At 73.3% G+C, this 19,880-nt stretch carries 12 protein-coding genes and 2 pseudogenes; 2 read left to right on the forward strand and 12 right to left on the reverse strand.

The features are described 5' to 3' along the window. Positions 1 to 97 precede the first annotated feature (97 nt). From IE241_RS08575 to IE241_RS08585, 3 genes are read right to left on the reverse strand one after another with little or no spacing between them, the layout of a single operon-like run. Positions 98 to 964 carry a sugar ABC transporter permease gene (locus IE241_RS08575; protein WP_190020995.1) on the reverse strand — a complete coding sequence of 289 codons (867 nt, stop codon included), beginning with the start codon at positions 962 to 964 and terminating at the stop codon, positions 98 to 100. Next, positions 961 to 1,902 (reverse strand): carbohydrate ABC transporter permease, encoded by a 942-nt coding sequence (locus IE241_RS08580; RefSeq protein ID WP_190020996.1) that lies wholly within the window; start codon positions 1,900 to 1,902, stop codon positions 961 to 963. Before IE241_RS08580 ends, IE241_RS08575 begins: the two co-directional genes overlap by 4 nt. A gap of 6 nt (positions 1,903 to 1,908) precedes the next feature. Next, on the reverse strand, positions 1,909 to 3,210 hold the full coding sequence (locus tag IE241_RS08585; protein ID WP_190020997.1) for an extracellular solute-binding protein: 1,302 nt from the start codon (positions 3,208 to 3,210) through the stop codon (positions 1,909 to 1,911). A gap of 259 nt (positions 3,211 to 3,469) precedes the next feature. On the opposite strand from IE241_RS08585, the pseudogene IE241_RS08590 reads away from it, so the two are divergent. Together IE241_RS08590 and pulA are read left to right on the forward strand one after the other, a co-directional pair. Continuing rightward, positions 3,470 to 4,846, forward strand: a pseudogene (locus IE241_RS08590) (alpha-amylase); the annotation flags it as partial. A 295-nt stretch (positions 4,847 to 5,141) separates the two neighbouring features. Continuing rightward, a pseudogene (gene pulA / locus IE241_RS08595) lies at positions 5,142 to 7,715 on the forward strand (pullulanase-type alpha-1,6-glucosidase); the annotation flags it as partial. Positions 7,716 to 7,726: 11 nt separating this feature from the next. Here pulA and IE241_RS08600 read toward each other — a convergent pair. The 9 genes from IE241_RS08600 to IE241_RS08640 all read right to left on the reverse strand — a co-directional run bounded on the left by IE241_RS08600 (position 7,727) and on the right by IE241_RS08640 (position 19,768). Further along, entirely contained in the window at positions 7,727 to 8,431 is a 705-nt protein-coding gene (locus IE241_RS08600) for a TetR/AcrR family transcriptional regulator (protein ID WP_190021000.1), read from the reverse strand. A gap of 84 nt (positions 8,432 to 8,515) precedes the next feature. Next, positions 8,516 to 10,462 (reverse strand): hypothetical protein, encoded by a 1,947-nt coding sequence (locus tag IE241_RS08605; protein ID WP_190021001.1) that lies wholly within the window; start codon positions 10,460 to 10,462, stop codon positions 8,516 to 8,518. Between the two features lie 67 nt (positions 10,463 to 10,529). Further along, entirely contained in the window at positions 10,530 to 11,333 is an 804-nt protein-coding gene (locus IE241_RS08610) for a tyrosine-protein phosphatase (RefSeq protein ID WP_190021002.1), read from the reverse strand. 70 nt (positions 11,334 to 11,403) lie between these two features. Beyond that, positions 11,404 to 12,000: a rhomboid-like protein gene (locus IE241_RS08615; protein WP_229898978.1), complete on the reverse strand. Its 597-nt coding sequence runs from the start codon at positions 11,998 to 12,000 to the stop codon at positions 11,404 to 11,406. 230 nt (positions 12,001 to 12,230) lie between these two features. Next, positions 12,231 to 15,407 carry an alpha-N-acetylglucosaminidase gene (locus tag IE241_RS08620; RefSeq protein ID WP_190021003.1) on the reverse strand — a complete coding sequence of 1,059 codons (3,177 nt, stop codon included), beginning with the start codon at positions 15,405 to 15,407 and terminating at the stop codon, positions 12,231 to 12,233. 151 nt (positions 15,408 to 15,558) lie between these two features. Next, on the reverse strand, positions 15,559 to 16,221 hold the full coding sequence (locus IE241_RS08625; protein WP_190021004.1) for a LuxR C-terminal-related transcriptional regulator: 663 nt from the start codon (positions 16,219 to 16,221) through the stop codon (positions 15,559 to 15,561). Between the two features lie 137 nt (positions 16,222 to 16,358). Further along, on the reverse strand, positions 16,359 to 17,663 hold the full coding sequence (locus IE241_RS08630) for a sensor histidine kinase (protein WP_190021005.1): 1,305 nt from the start codon (positions 17,661 to 17,663) through the stop codon (positions 16,359 to 16,361). A gap of 154 nt (positions 17,664 to 17,817) precedes the next feature. Beyond that, positions 17,818 to 18,420, reverse strand: coding sequence for a winged helix-turn-helix domain-containing protein (locus IE241_RS08635; RefSeq protein ID WP_190021006.1), 603 nt, complete (start codon positions 18,418 to 18,420; stop codon positions 17,818 to 17,820). A 364-nt stretch (positions 18,421 to 18,784) separates the two neighbouring features. Then, the gene (locus IE241_RS08640) at positions 18,785 to 19,768 is read right to left on the reverse strand and encodes a DUF6891 domain-containing protein (protein ID WP_190021007.1); all 984 of its coding nucleotides are present in this window, start codon (positions 19,766 to 19,768) and stop codon (positions 18,785 to 18,787) included. Positions 19,769 to 19,880 lie beyond the last annotated feature (112 nt).

Raw genomic sequence — 19,880 nt, forward strand, 5'->3', positions numbered from 1 at the left:
CTCGTGGAGCGCGTGGATCTCGTGGATCGTGCGGATCGTGCGGATCTCAACGGGTCAACGACGGCGGGCGGACAAGGTCAGCGGGTGCCGGTGGTGGTCAGCCCTTGGTGCCGCCCGCGGTCAGGCCGGCCACCAGGTGCCGCTGGGCGATGAAGAACACCAGGGCCGCCGGAATGGTGATCAGCACGGCGGCGGCCGTCATCAGGCCCCACTCGGCCTTCTGCTGGCCGACGAACGTCTGCAGGCCGACGGCGAGGGTGTAGTGCTCCTCGCTGCTCATGAACTGGGTGGCGAAGGCGACCTCGCCCCAGGCGGTGATGAAGGAGTAGAAGCCGGTCACGGCCAGGCCCGGGCGGGCGAGGGGCACGATGAGCCGCCAGAACGTCCCGAAGGGGGTCAGCCCGTCCACCCGCCCCGCCTCGTCGATCTCGACGGGGACGGTGTCGAAGTACCCCTTGAGCATCCACGCGCAGAACGGCACGGAGATCGAGCAGTACGTCACGATCAGCCCGGTGTAGGAGTCCAGGAGTTCCAGGTCGCCGAGAATGTTGTACAGCGGCACGATCAGCACCGCCATCGGGAACATCTGAACGACCAGGAAGGTCCACATCAGCGGCCGGTGACCGGGGAAGCGCATCCGCGAGACGGCGTAGCCGGCCGTCGCCGCGATCAGCACGCCGAGCACCGTCGCCCCCAGCGCCACGATCACCGAATTGCCGAACCACGTCAGGAACTTGGTCTCGCCGAGGATGTGGCTGTAGTTCGAGACGTCGAAGCCGGCCGGCCGCGTGGGCTCCTGCCAGCCGTCGCGCCCCCGCAGCGACACGAAGACGATGAAGGCGACGGGGAAGACCGACACCAGGCTCGCGGCGACCAGCGCCGTGTGCAGCGCGGCCGACGCCGTGCGCGAACGCTGCTCGCGCGGGCGGTGCTTGGGGGCCCCTGCGGGCCGGGCGGTGCTCATCGCACGGCCTCCTGTCGGGAGAGCATCCGGCGGTAGAAGACGGCGAAGACCAGCAGCAGCGAGAGGATGAGGATGCCGTACGTGGCCGAGCCCGCGTAGTCGCGGACGCCCTGGAAGGCGAGCCGGTAGGCGTACGTCACGAGGATCTCGCTCTCGGAGCTCGCGCCCTGCCCGATCAGCAGGTAGATGACCTGGAACATGTTGAACGTCCAGATCACGCCGAGCAGGATCACCGTCCCGCTCACGGTCTTCAGCCCCGGCAGCGTCACGTACCGGAAGCGCTGCCAGGGGGTGGCGCCGTCCATCTCCGCGGCCTCGTGCAGCTCCCGCGGGATGGACTGCAGCCCGCCCAGGATCGCGACCATCATGAACGGCACGCCCAGCCAGACGTTCACCGCCACCGCCGACACCTTCTGCAGCGTCGCGTCGCCCAGCCAGTCCACCGGGTCCATGCCCAGCTTCGTCAGGAAGGCGTTGAGCACGCCGTACTTCTCGTTGAACATCAGCCGCCAGGAGAAGGTGGCGACGAAGGCCGGCACCGCCCACGGCAGGATCAGCAGCACCCGGTACACCGCCCGGAACCGCATCGGCCGGTTGAGCAGGAGGGCGAGCCCGAGGCCGAGCGTGTAGTGCAGGAACACGCACGACCCCGTCCACACGACCGTCCAGCCGAGGCGGGAGTAGAAGTGACCCTCCTGCCCGGAGAGCACCTTCCAGTAGTTGTCCAGGCCCACCGACTTGTAGGTCGCCTCGATGTGGTTGACCCCGATGGTGCGCCCGACGTTCGCCTCGTTGGCGTCGGTGAAGGACAGGTAGACGCCCTTGCCCAGCGGGTATCCGACGAGGACCGCGAGGACGATGACGACGGGCAGCACCATCGCCCACGCGTACCAATGGGTGCTGAAGGAGCGCCGGACCCTGGTGACGACTGTGGCCATCAGGCCCTACTCCTCGATGCCGTAGTCCTTGAGGAGCGCGGACTGCCAGGCCTTGGCCGTGGCGTCCAGCCCTTCCTTCGGCTCCTCCTTGAGCGTGAGGATCTTCGTGTAGTGCTGGAGCCAGTCCGTGAACAGGTCGCCGCCCTGCGGGATCGCGGGCCGCGGGTGGGCCTTCGACAGCGCCTGGTAGTACGCGCTGCGCACCGGGTCGGCCAGGACGTCCTTGGTGTAGGCGGACTTGCGCGTCGGCAGCACGCCCACGCCGGTCGAGGCCTGCTCCTGCTGCGCGGCGTCGGTCATGAAGCGCGTGAACAGGTAGGAGGCGTCGAAGTTCTTCGAGCCGGCGTAGATCACCAGGTTGTGGCCGCCGACCGGCGCGCCCGCGGTGCCCGTGGAACCGGCCGGGATGGCCGAGATGCCCAGGTTGTCCTTGGACTTGTACGCGTCGCCGCCGAAGATCTCCTTGGTCGCCCAGGGACCGTCGATCAGCATCGCCAGCTTGCCGTTCTTGAAGTCCGTCTTGAGGGCGTTGTAGCCGTCGGTGCCGGCCGGCTTGGGCGCGGCGCCGGACTTCACCAGGTCGACGGCCGTCTCGACGCCCTTGCGGGACGCGGCCGAGGAGATGGTGATCTTCTTCTTGGCGACGTCGACCATGTCGCTCTTCTCGCCGTAGAGGAAGGGCAGCGAGTAGTAGCTGTCGGGGCTGAGGCCGATGCCCTCCGCGCCCGTCTTGTCCTTGATCTTCAGGGCGGCGTCCTTGACCTCCTGCCAGGTGGCCGGGGGCTTGTCGACGCCCGCCTTCTGGAACAGCTCCTTGTTGTAGAGCAGTCCGAGGGTGTCGGTGACCTGCGGGACGCCGTACGTCTTGCCCTGGTACGCCGCGTTCTTCAGCGGGCCTTCGAGGAAGTCCTCGGGCTTGTCGAGGGCCGGCGTGCCGGTGAGGTCCTTGAGGTAGCCGAGCTGGGCGAAGCCGGGCGTCCAGCCGACGTCGGAACGCAGCACGTCCGGGGCGCCCTTGCCGGTGGCGGCGGCCGTCTTGAACTTCTGCTGGGCCTGGTCGAACGGCACGTTGACGTACTCGACCTTGATCTTCGGGTACTTCTGCTCGAACGCCGAGACCAGCTTCTTGAACGCGGGCGCCTCGTTGGTGGCGTCCGAGGTGTCCCACCAGGTCACCGTGCCGCTCACACTGCCCGGGTCGCTCGCCGCCTTGGCGCCGTCGTTCCCGCCCCCGCCGTCACCGCCGCACGCGGTCGCGGTGAGTGCCAGCACACCGACGACGGCAGCGACCGATATGCCTCTTCGCATATGGATCTCCTCATGAAGGAGGCCGACCGTCGCGGGCGGCCCCGAGCTGTGGAGGAAGGTAACAGGCTGCAATCTCTTGCGAAAGGGTTTGCAAGAACGAAACGGCGAGATTTCTCGGTGGTAACCGTCTCGTGTCCAAGGGGTTGACCGGCCGTTTCCCGGCTCGTACGGTCTCGTGCGCGGCAGGTTCCGGTTGGCTTGCGAACGGCTTGCGCAAGAACCTTCATTGCTGCACATCCCCCACCTCCAGGAGCTCCGCATGCCTGCGACAGCCCGAAGAATCCTTTCAGCGGCTTTTGCCCTGGCGGCCGCCGCCACGGTCTGCGCCCCCCGGGCGGAGGCCGCCGCGCCCGGCGACAAGGACGTCACCGCCGTCCTCTTCGAGTGGAAGTACGACGCGGTCGCGAAGGAGTGCAAGGATGCGCTCGGACCGGCCGGTTACGGCTACGTCCAGGTCTCCCCGCCGCAGGAACACGTGCAGGGCCCGCAGTGGTGGACCTCGTACCAGCCGGTGGGCTACGCGATAGCGGGACGGCTGGGGGACAGGTCGTCCTTCGCGAACATGGTGAATTCATGTCATAGCGCGGGCGTCAAGGTCGTCGTCGACGCCGTCGTCAACCACATGGCCGCCGGATCCGGCACCGGAACCGGCGGCTCCGCGTATACGAAGTACGACTACCCCGGCACCTACCAGCGGCAGGACATGGACGACTGCACGGCCGTCGTCAGCGACTACCGCGACCGCCGCAACGTCCAGGACTGCGAACTCGTCGGCCTCGCCGACCTGGACACCGGCGAGGAGCACGTCCGCGCGCGCCTCGCCCAGTACCTGAACGACCTTTTGTCGCTGGGTGCCGACGGCTTCCGCATCGACGCCGCCAAGCACATCCCGGCGGCCGACCTCGCGGCCGTCAAGGCGCGGCTGAGCCGCAGCGGCGTCTACTGGAAGCAGGAGACGATCTACGGCGCCGGCGAGGCCGTGCAGCCCGAGGAGTACACCGGCACCGGCGACGTCCAGGAGTTCCGCTACGCGCGCGACCTCAAGCGGGTGTTCCAGGGCGAGCGGCTCGCGTACCTCAAGAACTACGCCGAAGGCTGGGGCTACCTGCCCAGCGGCCAGGCGTCCGTCTTCGTCGACAACCACGACACCGAACGCGGCGGCGACACCCTCACCTACAAGGACGGCGCCGACTACACCCTGGCCAACGTCTTCATGCTCGCCTGGCCCTACGGCTCACCGGACGTCCATTCCGGCTACGAATTCACCGACCGCGACGCGGGGCCGCCGAACGGCGGGGCGGTGGGGGCGTGCTGGCGGGACGGCTGGAAGTGCCAGCACCAGTGGCCGGAGATCCGGAGCATGGTGGGGTTCCGCAATGCGGTGCGGGGGGCGGCGGTCTCCCACTGGTGGGACAACGGCTACCAGGCGGTTGCGTTCGGGCGCGGCGACAAGGGCTATGTGGTGGTCAACCACGAGGGCTCTGCGCTGACGCGCACCTTCGAGACCGGGCTGCCCGGGGGTGACTACTGCGACGTGCAGAGCGGACGTCGGGTGACGGTGGGTTCCGACGGGCGCTTCACGGCGACCGTGGCGCCGAACACGGCCCTGGCGCTGCATGTCGGCGCGCGTACGTGCGGTTGATTTCTCCCCTGACCCGCCCCTTCCCGAACCCGGGGCTTCGCCCCGGACCCCGTTGGCCTCAAACGCCGGCCGGCCTGGATTGTGTGAGGCCGAACCGGAATGCCGAGGCCACACGCATGCCAAGGCCCGCCGAAATTTCAGCCCGTCCGGCGTTTGAGGACGACGCGCGTCCAGCGCGGATCGGGGGTCCGGGGGCTTGCCCCCGGTTACGGGAAGGGGCGGGTCAGGGGAGAAGACCTGTCTTTGACCTCAGCTCAAGGAGCGCCCTTACGTGAAACGACTAGCCACCCTCGCGGCAGCCATAGGCCTCGCCCTCCCCCTGGCCGGGACCGGCGTCGCCCACGCCGAACCCCCGCCCCCCGCAGGGGCAAGCGTCCAGTGGATCGACCGCACCACGGTCGCCTGGCCCAAGGGCCTGGGCGACCCGGCCCACCCCCACCACCTCCTCCACGACGGCGGCAGATTCACCCTCACACCGACCCCCGGCGGCCTCACCCCCGCCCAACGCACGAAATACCCCCACCTCGCCGGATACGACGCCTACCGCGTCACCGCGACCCCCGATCAGGAGCGCGCCGCGCTCAGAGGCGCCCTGACCGCCGTCACCGGCGACGTCGCGACCGGCGTCCAGATCCCCGGCGTCCTCGACGACCTGTACGCGGCCACCGCCGCCAAGGCGGCCCTCGGCCCGTCCTTCCGCGAGGGCCGTCCCACCCTCTCCCTCTGGGCCCCCACGGCCCGCAACGTCGCGCTCGAACTCGACGGCCGCACCGTGCCGATGCACCGCGACGACGCCAGCGGCATCTGGCGAGCCACAGGCACCCGCGCCTGGACCGGCAAGCCGTACCGCTACGCCGTCACCGTCCACGCCCCGGCCGCCGGCAAGGTGGTCACCAACCACGTCACGGACCCGTACTCCACGGCCCTGACCGCCGACTCGGCCCGCAGCATCGTCACCGACCTCGCCGCCCCGGCCCTGGCCCCGGCGGGCTGGCGCACCCTCCGCAAGCCGAAGGCCGTCCCGCTGCGCAACGCGCAGATACAGGAACTGCACATCCGGGACTTCTCCAGCGGAAGCGGTGGCAGCGGCAAGGGCGGCTACCTCGCCTTCACCGACCCCTCCTCGTCCGGCATGCGGCACCTGAAGTCGCTGGCCGACGCCGGCACCTCCTACGTCCACCTCCTGCCCGCCTTCGACTTCGCCACCGTCCCCGAGAAGCGCGCCGACCAGGCCACCCCGCCCTGCGACCTCGCCGCCCTCCCGGCCGACTCCGACCGCCAGCAGGACTGCACGGGCAGGACCGCCGCCCGCGACGCGTACAACTGGGGCTACGACCCGCTGCACTACACCGTCCCCGAGGGCTCGTACGCCTCCGACCCGGACGGCCCCGGCCGCACCCTCGAGTTCCGGCGGATGGTCCAGGGGCTGGCCGGTGCCGGGCTGCGGACCGTCATGGACGTCGTCTACAACCACACCGCCGCCTCCGGGCAGGACGACAAGTCCGTCCTCGACCGCATCGTGCCCGGCTACTACCAGCGCCTCCTGGACGACGGGAGCGTCGCCACGTCCACCTGCTGCTCCGGCACCGCCCCCGAGCACGCCATGATGGGCAAGCTCGTCGTGGACTCCGTCGTCACGTGGGCGAAGGAGTACAAGGTCGACGGCTTCCGGTTCGACCTCATGGGCCACCACCCCAAGGCGAACATCCTGGCGGTGCGCAAGGCCCTCGACGCCCTGACCCCGGCCCGGGACGGAGTCGACGGCAAGTCGGTGATCCTCTACGGCGAGGGCTGGAACTTCGGCGAGGCCGCCAACGACGCCCGCTTCGTCCAGGCCACGCAGAAGAACATGGCGGGCACCGGCATCGCCACCTTCTCCGACCGCGCCCGCGACGCCGTCCGCGGCGGCGGCCCCTTCGACGCCGACCCCCGCCTGCAGGGCTTCGCCTCCGGGCTGTTCACCGACCCCAACGGCGCCCCGCAGGGCACTCCGGCCGATCAGCGCGCCCGGCTCCTGCACGCCCAGGACCTCGTCAAGGTCGGCCTGACGGGCAACCTCGCCGGCTACCGCTTCACCGACTCCGCAGGCCGCAGCGTGCGCGGTGCCGACGTCGACTACAACGGCTCGCCGGCCGGCTACGCCGCCGCCCCCGGGGACGCCCTCGCCTACGCCGACGCCCACGACAACGAGACCCTCTACGACGCGCTCGCCTTCAAGCTCCCGCAGGCCACGTCGCCCGCCGACCGGGCCCGCATGCAGGTCCTCGCCATGGCCACGGCCGCCCTGTCCCAGGGCCCGGCGCTCTCCCAGGCCGGTACGGACCGGCTGCGCTCGAAGTCACTGGACCGCAACTCCTACGACAGCGGCGACTGGTTCAACGCGATCCAGTGGGACTGCGCCGCCGGCAACGGCTTCGGCCGCGGACTGCCCCCGGCGCGCGACAACGCCGCCAAGTGGGACTACGCCCGGCCGCTCCTCGCGGACCCGGCGCTGAAGGCCGGCTGCGGCCCCGTCGAGGCGGCCTCCGCCGCCTACCGCGACCTGCTGCGGATCCGTACGACCGAGAAGGCGTTCGGCCTCGCGACCACCGCGTCCGTGCAGGAGGCGCTGTCCTTCCCGCTGTCCGGCCCGGACGAGACGCCCGGCGTCGTCACGATGCGCCTGGGCGGCCTGGTCGTCGTCCTCAACGCCACCCCGCAGCGGCAGGACCAGCGCATCGCGGCCCTCGCCGGCCGGCCCTGCGCCCTGCACCCGGTGCAGGCGGCCGGAGCGGACGAGGCCGTCAAGACCGCCGCATGCGCGCCCGCGACGGGCACCTTCACCGTCCCGGCCCGGACCGTCGCCGTCTTCAAGGCCGGCTAGCGGTCAGCCGGTCAGGTCGGCTGAGGCTGCGGTGCCACCGCGCCGAGCCGGTTCACGAGGTCGGCGAACGGCCCGTGGACCGGCTCGTCCTCAAGGATGCGGTGCAGGACGGCCGCCATGCCGTCGTCGTAGGCGGCGCTGACGGCGGCGAGCGCCGCGAAGGCGTGGACGAGCTGCAGCTCCAGCTCGCCGCGCGGGATGCGGCGGCCGTCGAGCCAGAGCAGGGCCGTGGTCTCCGTGAGCGAGATCCAGGACCGGAGGGCGAGGTCCAGGCGCGGGCCGGGGGCGGGGATGCCCAGGTGGTCGAGCATCTCGGCGTACGCGGCGCGCCGCACGCCGTCGATCATGGCGCAGGTCTTGCCGGAACCCGCCGCGGGGCCGCCGCGCATGAGGGCGGCGAAGCCCGTGCCGTGGTCCTCCACGTAGTCGAAGAAGCGGCCCATCACCCGCAGCAGGCGGGCGCCGAGCGGGCCTTCGCGGGGCTCTTCGAAGAGGGCCGACAGCTCCTGCGCGGCGCGGCTGAGCGCGGCCTCGTAGAGGCTCTGCTTGCCGGGGAAGTAGTGATAGACGAGCGGCCGGGATATCCCGGCCGCGGCTGCTATCTCGTCGATGGAGACATCGTCCGGGGAGCGGTGGCCGAACAGCTCGAGCGCGACCGAGATCAGCTGCTCACGGCGCTGCTCGACACCCATCCTGCGACGTATCCCGGTCCTCATGGCGGTCATCTTAGGGCAGACCGGAAACCGTCATTCGCCCCTGGTTTCCGGCCTGCTGACTCTATTTCAGCTTCTGGAGCGCCGCTATCGCAGAGTGGAAAGCCGCCGCCCGTCGGCGAGGAGCGCGCTCAGCTCGGCCTGGGCCCCGGCCTCGGCCGGAACGGCCAGCCGGTCGCCGGGCGCGCTGCCGCGGACCCCGCCCGAGGCCGTGACCGAGCGGACGTCGCCGCCGCCCGCCGCCGCCAGGGCGTACCACGTGCCGGCGGCCGACTTCCACAGCACGCCCGCGAGGACGTGGGGGTCGCGGCTTCCGCAGGCGGCGGCGTCCTCGGCGCGGGCGACGACGGTGCTCGGCGCGGCGGCCCGCGCGCCCGACACCTGGAACAGGCCCAGCACCCGGCTGCCCGCACCCCGCCACGTCTCGGCGCGGGCGCACGTCCACTCGGCGCTGCCGGCCCCGCCGGGCAGCTGCTGCGCCGCGTACGGCCAGGCGTTGACCGCGCGCACGCCCTGGCCGCGCATGGTCTGCAGGTGGCAGGCGGTGTGCGCCCAGCCGGCCCGGGCCCGGTCGCCGCTCACGTCGCGCGGGGCGGCGGGGGCGCCCGTGGTCAGGCGCGCGGGCGTCAGCTCGCCCAGGTCCGTGACGAGCCGGTCGCCCATCTGCAGGGCGGGCCAGCCGTGGCAGTCGCTGGTGGGGGCGGGGCTGGGCGTCGGGTCGGTGACGCCGTCGGCGCCTCGGCGCAGCGGGATCGGCGCCTCGCCCGGCTTGAGGAGGTCGCGCACGGAGACCCCGTCGACCCAAGGGGCGGTCAGGTAGCGGACGTTGTTGTCGGCGCGGCCCACGACGACGGCCGTCGCGGTGTCGGCGTCCGCGGCGTCGGTCCGGGCGAAGTCCAGCGCGGCGGCCCCGGCGTCGCCGCTCTTCGACTCGGCGTAGCGCACGACGCGCAGCCCGTCGTGGAGCAGGACGACCGCCGCCTGGCCGACCTCGCCCGCGTACAGCAGCTGGGGCGGGCCCGCGGCGGGCCCGGACGGGGTGCCGGGCGTGGCCGTCACCTGGACCGAGCGGCCGGGCCGCGCCCACACGGCGAGGGCGCGGTGCAGCAGCTCGCGGTCGCCGAGGCGGTCGCCGCGGGCGGGCCAGGAGGCGAAGCCGGGGCGGTCGGCGGTCTTCCAGGCGCCGGGCGCCGCCTTCGTCAACTTGGCGGGGTCGAGGGCCTGTTGCGCCGCGGCGTTCTCCGCGTAGGGCGGGGCGGCCGCGCCGTCGGGCCCCCAGCCGTCGCCCGGCAGGCCGAGGAGTATCCCGCACACCACGGCCGCCGCCAGGGCCGCGAGGGCCGCCCGGGTGTGCTGGCGGCGGCGCATCAGGTCCGTCGGCCGGGCCTGCAGGGAACAGGGGTCGAACTCCATCGACTCCAGCAGCGAGGCGTCCCGGCTGCCGGCGGGCGCGCGCAGCCCGTCCGCTTCGAGGACCGCGGCCCCGGGGTCCTCGACCCCCGCCGCGGCCAGCACCTGGCGCACGTCACGGTCGGCGGGCAGCTCCAGGGCGCGCAGGACGTACGCCGCACGGCCGGGGCCCGACAGGGAGGCCAGCGCCTGGTCCAGCGCGAGCTCGTCGGCGCCGCCCGAGCGGGGGAACAGCCGCAGCCCCCACACCTGCGGCAGCAGCGGGGGCAGCTGGCCGGGGCGCGGCAACTGCCAGCGCCCGCGCGGCCGGCCGGCCTCCAGCGCCGCCCGCAGGACCCGCAGCCGCACATAGGCATAGCCGGGGTCGGCGGGGGAGCCGTCGGGACCGCGCGGCGCCGGCACCGGAAGGCCCGACTGCTCGCCCGCCACGACGCGGTTGCGCGGCAGCGCCCGCTGGGCGAGGGCGTGCGCGGTCAGCACACGGCGGTTGCGGCCCAGCGACGGCGGCAGGACGAGATACCCGAGGCGCACCAGGCGCGGGTAGTGCTCGATGAGCGCGGCCTCGGCCTGCTCGACGTCGACGGGGGAGGGGAGGGGGCGGGGGGCTGTTGCTTGCTGCTCCACGATCCGTAGAACGAGTGAATGGTGAGATGGTCACCTCACCCTTGCGTGCGGCGGCCCCCGGGGTGCGTCAGGCGATGCAGCGCGCGCGGATGCGGTCGACGGCGTCGTCCGGGAGGCCGAGGCCGTCGCGGACGTAGGCCTCCACCCCGCCGTAGGCGCGGTCCATCTCCTCCAGCGCCGCCGTGAGGTAGGCGGAGCGCACCCCGAGGATCGCGTCGGCGATCTCCGGGTCGCCGCCCGCCGTCGTGAAGCGGTCGATGAGGGGGGCGAAGGCGCTCCGCACGGCCGGGTTCACCGCGAGGTACTCGGCGCGGACCGTCTCCTCGTCCGCGCCCAGGAGCAGCAGGATCACGGCGGCGGCCCAGCCGGTGCGGTCCTTGCCGGCCGTGCAGTGGAAGAGCAGCGGGCCGCAGTCCGGCTCGGCGAGTGCGGACAGCAGGCGGCCGTAGGCGGAACAGGCGGACTCGGAGGAGACGAAGGCCCGGTACGACTCGCACAGCAGCTTCTCGGCCTTGCCGTTGCCCAGGTACTCCTCGGCGACGGCGGGGTTGCCGAGCACGGAGTCGAGCCTGGCCGGCACGTCGTCGCCGGCGGCCGCGCGGGCCGCCGCACTGTCGGCCATCACGTCCGCGACGATCAGCCGGGCGCCGTCCGGCACCTGGTCGGGCCGCTCCTCCCGCTCGTGCTCGGTACGCAGGTCCACGACCGTGTGGATGCCGAGGGCGGCGACCGCGGGGTCGGCGGCGGGGTCGAGCCGGTCGAGCTGGCCGGAGCGCAGCAGCAGGCCGGGGCGGACGGCGGAGTCGCCGGTCAGCGCGATGCCTCCGAGGTCGCGGAGGTTGATGATCGTCGAGGCGTCGAACTGCGGCATGCGGGCGTCTCCTGTGTCTGTAGCGCACAGCGTGTCTGATATTGCTCAGATATCTGCCGTTTATCTACCGTTATTGTGCCGAACGGAGACCGAGCCCGCGCTCGCACCCCTGCCCCAGGCCGATTCCGAGGCCCAGGGCGGTCAGGTGCCCCGCGTCCGTGAAGGCCGGGCGCCGGTGCAGGAGGGGGCGTGCGCAGAGGGCCAGGAGGGCGGTGTACGCGCCCGTGCGGGCCGCTCCGCGCGGGAGGAGCGCACCGAGCGCGCCGAGGGCGGCGTAATACCCGTAGCTCGGGCCGACGTCGGTCGCGGACCGCGTGTGCGCGGGGGCGTGCACGGCGCGCAGACCCCGGTAGACCAGGAGCGATGCGCCCACGTGCCCGAGGACGAACGCGCCCGCCGCCCACCAGGCGCCGTACGCGTATTCCGCGTACCCGAGCACGGCCAGGAGCAGCAGCGCGTAGGGCAGTTCCAGGGGCCCCTCGGTGAGGAGCGCGCTGGTCGCCAGGGTGTCCCAGCGACCGGCGTCGAGATTGTCGACATTGGTCGAGCAGCGGCGCAGGATCCGGTCGCGGGCGGCGGGGGAGAGCATGCGGTGCACGGCGTACGAGCCGGCGAGGAGCCCGCCGACGTAGACGGGCGCGATCCGGGGAATCCGGGGCAGGGACATCACGGGCCTATGGTCACCCGGACCACCGGCCCCGGACCAGAGCGGAGCTGCTTGCCGCAGGGGTATAGGGCCGATCCTTGAGGCAGTCCGGCACCGCCGGGCTGCGCCGCGGGGGCTTGACGCCGTCGCGGCGGCGCGCAGCCTTCCACCAGCCCCTTGCCGCAGGCAAGGAAAATCCCGCCGCAACGGCGCGCGACCACGACGGTGGAATCCGGCGGTGCCGAACCGGCCTACACGTCCACGGCCCAAGCCGCGAACTGCGCGGTCCCCCGCACCCCGCTGCCGTCGTTGCCCGCCGTCAGGAACAACCCCGCGTCCTGCCACGCGGCAGCGCCCCGCACCGTCGCCGTGGCGACCGGGAGCCACGCCTCGCCGTCCGTCGAGTACTCCGCGGTGAACGTCTCGGCGCCGGTGCGCGTCAGGCGCAGGGAAACAGGGGCCCGGACGCCCGTCACCCGGCGGTAGGCGTCGAACGTGCCGTCGCCGTTCGCGTCGTAGGACAGCACCACGCCCTGCCCCGGCGTCACCGCCAGGTTCACGGCTCCGGCCGACCACGGCGTGCCGAGCGCGTTGCGCACGATGATGCCCGTACGCGCCCAGCTTCCCGTGTCCGTCTGGCTGAGGACGCGCACATGCGCGCCCGCACCGGCCGCGAGCGCGCCCGCCCGGTACACCGTGCCGAACTCCTCGGTCCGCCTCCACAGGTCGTCGCCCGAGCCGTCGATCGCGAAGCGGTCCGCGCCCAACTGGCCGAAGACGGCGCCGTTGTTGGTGAACGTCCGCCATTCGGGGGCCAGCGGGCCGGCCAGGAACAGCGTCCCGCCGCGCACCGCCCGCACGGGCGCCTCGCCCTGCGGCCCGTAGCGGGCGCTCACCTCGTACGGCAGGGGCTGCAGCGGCCGCTCCAGCGGGCCGGCGGGGGTGGTGACGCGCCAGCGGGCCGAGCCCGTGGCCCCGGGGGCCAGGCGCGGCAGGGACACCGGGCCCTGCCGGGCGGCCGCGAGGCCGGAGACGGCGAGGTCGACGGGGCCGGTGGCGCGGAAGCCGTTGACGTTGGTGAGGGAGACGGTGAGCGCCGCCGTGCCGCCCGGTGCGACGGCCGCCGGTTCCAGGGCGGCGGCGAGCGCCCCCTGGTAGGGCGCGGCCGCCAGCGTGTCCCGTACGCGCACCGCCGTGCGGTACGGGTCGCCCACCGGCCGCTGCGCGTGCTCGGTGCGCTCGCGCGTCCAGAACTCCTCTATGGCGAACCAGTCCACGGCCCGCGGCGCCCGCCCCGCCCGCAGCGCGTCTTCCAGCTCCTCCAGCCCGCGGCGCCACCGCGGCAGGTAGAAGTCGCCGACGAGGCCGTGCCAGTCGCGGCTCGCGTAGTCGTGCAGCTTCCCGCCGTCGGAGGTGCTCCGCCCGCCCCACACGGTGACGAGGGCGCGCGCGGTGCGCTCCAGCTCGGCGGCCTCGTCGGGGTCGGTGCCCATGGCCCGGGCGGCCGCGGTCCAGGGGCCGAGCATGAACGCCTTGTGCGTCCCCGCGATGTCGTCGGCGAGCCGCATCAGCTTCAGCCACAGCGCGGACAGGGCGCGGAAGGCGGCCAGGTCCTTGCGCGCGTACGCCTCCTTGAGCTGGGGGAGCAGCTGCCGGCTGCGGTGGGCGACGGCCTGCCGGGCCACGTCGACCAGGTCGTAGCGGTAGGTGTCGGCGCCGCGCAGCCCGGCGGCGGCGCCGAGCAGCGAGGCGAGGACGGTGTCGAAGCGGGCCGGGTCGTAGGACGGGGCGCTCGGCGCGTACTCGGCGGCCCGGTCGGCACCGAGGGACGGGCGCGCGGCGAAGAGGCTGTCGTGCGGGTCGCTGCGCTCGGGCGCGCTCTGCCGGTAGGCGGTCTCGCCCAGCACGGTCCACGCCTCCCGCGCCGCCTTGTCCGCACGGCCGTAGCGGAATCCGGCGTACGTGCCGAACCACTGCGCCCGGTCCGGCGCGCGCTCCAGCCAGGCCAGTTCGGAGAAGTACTCGAAGGCGGCGGGGTCGCGGTCGGCGCCCTCCGGCATGAACGCCGTGCCGGCCAGGGCGCTGCCGGGCTTGTCGCGCCACGCGAAGAACTTCTCGTCCCACACGTGCGTCTTGGCGCCGAGCGTGGTCCGCCCGCCGAAGTTCGGGATGCTGCCGAAGGCGTACGGGGTGCCGCCCCAGTCCTTCTCGCGGTCGGTGACGCCCTTGAAGCGGTCGGAGATGCCGTCGACGATCAGCATCCGCTTCCGGTCGACCGCGCCGAGCAGCTCGGGCAGCGGGTTGTCCTCCCAACCGAGGATCACCCAGGTCGCCTCCGGGTGCGCGGTGCGCAGGGCCTGCTCGACGGCGCGGGCGGCGGCCGCGACGGGCACGTCGCCCGCGGCGCCGCCCTCGTGCAGCAGGTCCATCTTGAAGTGCTGCGCGGGGCCGAGGAGGCGGGCCTGGTGGCGGTAGAAGGACGCGGCGACGGGGGCGAACGCGCCGCAGCGCGGGTCGAGCCAGTCCGGGCGCCGGAAGCCGTGCCAGACGCCCTGCGGGACGACGCGCGCGTCCGCGTTGCGCGCGGCGAAGCCCTCGGGCACCGACCCGTAGTAGCCGGGCAGGACGGGCGCCATGCCCAGCTCGCGCAGCCGGGCGGTGATCCGGGCCCCGAGGGCGGCGCGGGCGTCGATGAGCTTCCGGCTGAGCGGGCCGCCGTAGCCGCTGAGGTTCTGCAGCAGCCACCACGGCTGGTGGGAGGGGGCGGGCAGCCAGCCGCGGGCCTCGGCGTCGGTGTAGCCGAAGTCGCGCAGGACGCGCTCGTAGACCGCCTCGTGCCCGCTTATCACCAGGACCTCGTTGCAGCCGTGCAGGGCCAGGACGTCGATCATCCGCTCCCAGTAGGCCCAGTCGGCGTACGGGAAGGTGTAGCCGTCGTTGGTGTCGTTGAGGGCGAAGCGGTGCCGGAGCCCGGTGGAACGTTTCAGCGGGCGGGCCGGGGCCGGCAGGATGCGCGGCAGATCGACGTGGCGGGCGCTCCAGGTGATGTGCGCGCCGCACACGTACTTGAGGTACCAGTGCACCCCCGTCAGCAGCACCGCCGGGCTCGTCCCGGCCACCTCGATCCGGCCCGTGCGGCCGGTGACCTCGAAGCGGTCCCCGCCCCCGGCCGCCGCGAGCGGAGTGAGCCGGAACTGCTCCGCGTGCCCGCCCAGCAGCCGTACGAGCGCCGCTTTCGCGGGGGCGGTGTCGAAGGGCGCGCGGTCGGTGGCCCGGTGGGTGGCCCGGGCGGCGGCACGGGCGGGTGCGTGGGCGGCGAGCGCGGCTCCGGCCCCGACCGCACCGGCGGCTCCCAGCAGCAGGCGTCTCGACGGGTTCGGCTGATCGGTCGGCTGAACGGTCGACCGGACGGCCGGCTGATCGGTCATGGCGCTCCCCACTGTGCTGAAGGCGACAACGGACGCGTGCGCGGCGCACGTTAACCGCCGTCACTGGTGGGGGCAATGGGACGCGCTCGGCGTTCAGCCCCGGCCGGGGTGCCGGTGGGCCGGTCGGCCGTGGCGGGTCAGCCCGGGCCGGTCAGACCCGGCCGGGATCGCCCCGGTCGAGATAGGCCAGCACCGCGAGGACGCGGCGGTTGTCGTCGTCGGACGGCGGCAGGCCGAGCTTGCCGAAGATGTTCGACGTGTGCTTCGCGACCGCCCGCTCGGTCACCTGCAGCTGCGCGGCGATCGCCGCGTTGGACCGGCCCTGCGCCATCAGCTCGATCACCTCGCGCTCGCGCGGCGTCAGCCGGCCCATCGGCCGGTCCTGCTCCCGCCGGGACAGCAGCTGCGAGATCACCTGCGGGTCCATGGCCGTGCCGCCCGCCGCGACCCTGCGGACCGCGTCCACGAACTGCCCGGCGTCGAAGACCCGGTCCTTGAGCAGATAGCCGACCCCGCCGCTGCCGTCGGCGAGCAGCTCCCGCGCGTACAGCTGCTCCACGTGCTGCGACAGCACCAGCACCGGCAGGCCCGGCGTCTCCCGCCGCGCCGCGAGGGCGCACTGCAGGCCCTCGTCGGTGAACGACGGCGGCAGGCGTACGTCCACCACCGCCACGTCCGGCCGCAGCTCGGCGAGGGCCCGCGACAGCTCCGGGCCGCTCTCCACGGCCGCGGCGATCTCGAAGCCGTACGCCTCCAGCAGCCGGACCAGACCGTCCCTCAGCAGGAACAGGTCTTCGGCGAGCACAACGCGCACGGGCACTCCATCGTGAGCAGGGGCGGCGCCCCACGACAGCCCGGCGGGCAGGGGCGGTTCGCCCCCATCGTCGCCGATCCCGCAGGGGCCGCGGGGACCGGGCGCCGGTGCAGGCGGCGGCGGGCCGCGGCGGCGCGTCAGCGCAGGGCGCAGGGGATCTCCATCGTCACCATCGTGGGGCCTCCGGCCGGGCTGCTGACGGCCAGGACGCCGTCCAGCGTGCCGAGGCGGCGCTCGATGCCGGCGAGCCCGGAGCCCGTGGCCCCGGCCGGGCTGCCCGGGCCACCCTGGCCGCCCGGAACGACGGCCCCGCCGCGGCCGTCGTCGGTGACCGCTATCCGCAGCATGCCCTCGGCGTGGTGCACGTCGAGCCACACCTGCCGGGCGCCCGAGTGCTTGGCGGCGTTGGTGAGCACCTCGCTCACCGCGAAGTACGCGGCCGTCTCGACGGGCTCCGCGGCCCTGCCCGCCAGCTCGACGTCCACCTCGACGGGCATCCGCATCCGCAGCGCGAGGGCCCGCAAGGCGTCGCCCAGGCCGCGCTCCGCGAGCACCGGCGGATGGATGCCGCGCACCAGGTCGCGCAGCTCGGTGAGGGCCTCGGCGGAGTCGGCGCGGGTCGCGGCGACGAGCTTCTTGGCCCGCTCCGGATCCGACTCGATCAGGGCCTCGATGGCGCCGAGGCTCATCCCCATCGCCACCAGGCGGGCCTGCGCCCCGTCGTGCAGGTCGCGCTCGATCCGGCGCAGCTCGGCGGCGGAGCCGTCCACGGCGTCGTGCCGCGTCTCGGTGAGCCGGTCGACGCGCTGCGCCAGCTCGCGCTCGCGGAGGGTGGCCCACCCGGGCGCCAGCAGCTGCCTGGCCAGCAGGAAGTCCAGGCGCAGCAGCGGCCGCGCGACGAAGACGGCCAGGACGGCCAGGGCACAGCCGAGGCCGGCCGCCAGGTTCGCGGTGAACTGGTCGGTGACCGGGATGAACGCGTACCACTGGGCGCCGTCCGCCCGGACGATCGGCTTCCAGACGCCGAGGGCCAGCACGAAGCCCCAGGGCAGATAGAGGAAGAGGGTGGCCGGCAGGAGGGCCAGGAACGAGCCCGCCACCGCATCCACCGGCAGCCACATCAGATCGCGCCAGGTGGCGGGGTCCTTGAGCAGGGCCGTGCAGTACTCCACCTGACCCGCGAGACCGGGGCGCCGGGCGGGCAGCGCCCGGTACGGATCGGGGATCCCCACGTCCGCCCACGCCTGTGCCTGGCGGCGCCGCAGGGCCGCGTAGGCCCGTACGCCCGCCAGCATCACCGGGGTGGTGAACAGGCCGATCCCCAGCACCGTGAGGACCAGCGACACCAGCGTGAGTGTGAGCAGCAGGATCGATGTCGCCATGCCGAAGATCGCCAGCCACAGACCGCGGGCAGCGGCCAGTAGTGCGTTGCTGACCTTCATCCGGTGTCCCCCCGAGTACGTTCCCGAGCCCGTCCCTCGGGCCCGGGAACCAGTCTCGACCACCGCGGGCAAGATCGTCACGGGGGGCACCGCCCCGGCCGGGGGTGTACCTAACCCCCCTCTGACCTCGGTCTCCGGCCGCGAGGGAGGAAGATCAGAAGCCGGCCGGAGGCGCGTACTTGTAGCCGACGCGGCGGACGGTGACGATCGAGGCGCGGTGCTCGGCGCCCATCTTGCGGCGCAGGCGGGCCACGTGCACGTCCACGGTCCGGCCGTCGCCCACGTGCCCGTAGCCCCACACCGTGGTCACCAACTGGTCGCGGGTGTGCACCCGGTGGGGGTGCGCGACCAGGTGGGCCAGCAGCTCGAACTCCAGGTACGTGAGGTCGAGCGGGCGCCCGGCCACGCTGGCCGTGCGCTGCTCGGGGTCGATGCTCACCAGCGCGTCCCCGTGGGTGGCGGCGGACGCGGACTCGGGGGCCTGCTGCTCGGCCGGCACCAGCACCAGGTAGCCGATCATCGGCGGCTGGCCCGGCAGGGAGGGCACGGTGTGCTGCGGCGCCGGCATCCACGTGGCCGCACCGGAGTGCAGCAGCTCGGCGACCGGCGGCACGTCGTCCGGGGAGACGGCCCGCAGTCGGTGGCGCTGCGCGGTATGGGAGGGGTGGACGGGGTGCGTGGCGGTGGACGAGGCCGTGGCCGTGGCGATGGCCGCAGCGGAGGGGGCGGGCACGGTGAGGGTACGGAGATTCGTCATGGAGAGCTCAGCTCTTTCGCGCGAGAGACCGTCGAGGGGTCGTGCGTGTGCGCGGGGCCGTTGGCCGGGACCGGGGACCGGCAGCTGACTTCGACGTGGGGGTCAGCGGGAGGAGAGGGCCTGCGCGGAAGTCGCGCGGCAACACACTCGGTCGAAGTCGTCGTGCTGACGGGAAGGCCAGAAGGGCTCGAGGTCGCTGCGACCCGTCGCGGTGTTCTGGAAGCTGGCCATGCCCCTATTGAAGCATGACCTGCGACGGGACAGCAGACTCGGAGGGCAGGCGGATACGCAATCTTGGCGTGATGCGGACCACCGTGAACGCCCCGACGAATGCGGAGTAATCAACTCCGGATTGTTCTTCCCCTCAGGCCGCGGGCAGCCGCCTGCGCCAGTCCAGCGGCTCGACCCGTATCGCCCGGTCCGGGTCGCCGTCCCAGCGCACGGTCAGGCCCGCCGACGTGAGGGCGGCCACCACCTCGCGCCCGACGGCGACGGCGGTCTCCCCGTCCCCCGTCCCCGGCTCCGCCCCGGCGGCGGCGTGGGCCCCGTAGGACAGCAGGAGGGCGCCGCCGTCCGCGGCGTGCCGGGTGTCCTCGTACTGGAAGAAGACGTAGCCGTGATCGCCCTCGGCCGCCTCGCCGCCGATCTCCGCGAAGGCGCAGGTGCCGCAGCAGGCGAAGTGCATCCGGGCCGTGACATCGCTGCCGTTCAGCGCGGCGAACGCCGCCGCCACCCGGTCGGCGTCGGTGACCTCGGGCCAGCCCTCCTGCTCCGCCAGACGCTCGCGCCACAGGCGGCGCACGATCCGGCCTGCGGCCGGCACGGAGAGCGGCGTGCCGCCGTCCACGTGGAAGTGGTCGGAGACGGCCTCGGTGATCTCCCCGGCCGTGTCGAACCCGCACCGGATCAGCAGCCCCGCCAGCGTCTCGGCCTCCGCCAGCAGCTCCGGATCAAGGCCTACGTCCCCTCCCTCGCCCTCTTCCTCTGCTTCGCCTTCGTCCGCCGGAAACCGGACCTGCTCCCAGGCGTGGCCGTCCGCCCACCCCTCCTCGCACCGGGCCCACGCCAGGAACACGGCCACCACCTCGCCGGCGCCGTCCATCCGCACCCCGAAGTGCCGCTCGGCGGTGCCCTCGCGGTACTCCACCTCGTACGGCCCGTCGCCCTCGCGCCAGGTCTGGATGTAGTGATCGCCGCCGGCCTCCGTGCCCGCCGCGGGCTCCGCGCGCTCGACCACCGCGAAGTGGTCGCCCTCCCCGCCCAGCCGGGCGACGAGTGCGGTCAGCTCCCCGGCCGTGACGTGCGAACGGACTTCTCCGGACTCGGTGTTGACGGTGATGGGCAGCATGGAATCCCCCTCGCTGATGGCCCGCCCGCGATCGGCGGCCCGCGTAGCAGAATCCTGGCACCCACCACTGACAATCCCGTCGGGAGACCGTCGAGAGACGGTGGGGGAGTCC

It is taken from the genome of Streptomyces hiroshimensis (assembly GCF_014650335.1).
Taxonomy (GTDB): Bacteria; Actinomycetota; Actinomycetes; order Streptomycetales; family Streptomycetaceae; genus Streptomyces; species Streptomyces hiroshimensis.

What these genes read in the sequence shown, in the direction of transcription:
- IE241_RS08575 (WP_190020995.1), bottom strand. Translation starts at nt 964, where the DNA reads ATGAGCACCGCCCGGCCCGCAGGGGCCCCCAAGCACCGCCCGCGCGAG.
- IE241_RS08580 (WP_190020996.1), bottom strand. Translation starts at nt 1,902, where the DNA reads ATGGCCACAGTCGTCACCAGGGTCCGGCGCTCCTTCAGCACCCATTGG.
- IE241_RS08585 (WP_190020997.1), bottom strand. Translation starts at nt 3,210, where the DNA reads ATGCGAAGAGGCATATCGGTCGCTGCCGTCGTCGGTGTGCTGGCACTC.
- IE241_RS08600 (WP_190021000.1), bottom strand. Translation starts at nt 8,431, where the DNA reads ATGAGGACCGGGATACGTCGCAGGATGGGTGTCGAGCAGCGCCGTGAG.
- IE241_RS08610 (WP_190021002.1), bottom strand. Translation starts at nt 11,333, where the DNA reads ATGCCGCAGTTCGACGCCTCGACGATCATCAACCTCCGCGACCTCGGA.
- IE241_RS08615 (WP_229898978.1), bottom strand. Translation starts at nt 12,000, where the DNA reads ATGTCCCTGCCCCGGATTCCCCGGATCGCGCCCGTCTACGTCGGCGGG.
- IE241_RS08620 (WP_190021003.1), bottom strand. Translation starts at nt 15,407, where the DNA reads ATGACCGATCAGCCGGCCGTCCGGTCGACCGTTCAGCCGACCGATCAG.
- IE241_RS08630 (WP_190021005.1), bottom strand. Translation starts at nt 17,663, where the DNA reads ATGAAGGTCAGCAACGCACTACTGGCCGCTGCCCGCGGTCTGTGGCTG.
- IE241_RS08635 (WP_190021006.1), bottom strand. Translation starts at nt 18,420, where the DNA reads ATGACGAATCTCCGTACCCTCACCGTGCCCGCCCCCTCCGCTGCGGCC.
- IE241_RS08640 (WP_190021007.1), bottom strand. Translation starts at nt 19,768, where the DNA reads ATGCTGCCCATCACCGTCAACACCGAGTCCGGAGAAGTCCGTTCGCAC.